This is a genomic window from Flavobacterium sufflavum, assembly GCF_004016525.1.
Taxonomy (GTDB): domain Bacteria; phylum Bacteroidota; class Bacteroidia; order Flavobacteriales; family Flavobacteriaceae; genus Flavobacterium; species Flavobacterium sufflavum.
The window spans coordinates 1-311 of record NZ_SACJ01000040.1 but is presented as its reverse complement, the minus strand read 5'-3'; the positions used below and the strand labels follow the sequence as shown (position 1 = coordinate 311).

Annotated in this window: 2 tRNA genes; both read right to left on the bottom strand. The window is 40.8% G+C overall.

The annotated features are described in order from the left end of the window. Positions 1-53: 53 nt before the first annotated feature. Positions 54-127 (bottom strand) — tRNA-Thr (locus EOD40_RS17865). Positions 128-185: 58 nt separating this feature from the next. Next, positions 186-259 (bottom strand) — tRNA-Thr (locus tag EOD40_RS17860). Between the last annotated feature and the right edge of the window lie 52 nt (positions 260-311).

Sequence of the window (311 nt, the reverse complement as noted above, 5' to 3'; positions counted from 1 at the left end):
TGTTTTTTCATAAAAACAAAAAACCACCTAACAAAAGTTAGATGGTTTATTTGAGCCGATAGAGGGACTCGAACCCACGACCTGCTGATTACAAATCAGCTGCTCTAGCCAGCTGAGCTACATCGGCCTGTAATAATGTCAATTTCAATAAAAAACCACCTAATTCCTTAAGTGGTTTTACTAAGAGCCGATAGAGGGACTCGAACCCACGACCTGCTGATTACAAATCAGCTGCTCTAGCCAGCTGAGCTACATCGGCGTCATTATTACGAGTGCAAATATACATCTGAATTTCGTTTTTCCAAAGGAAA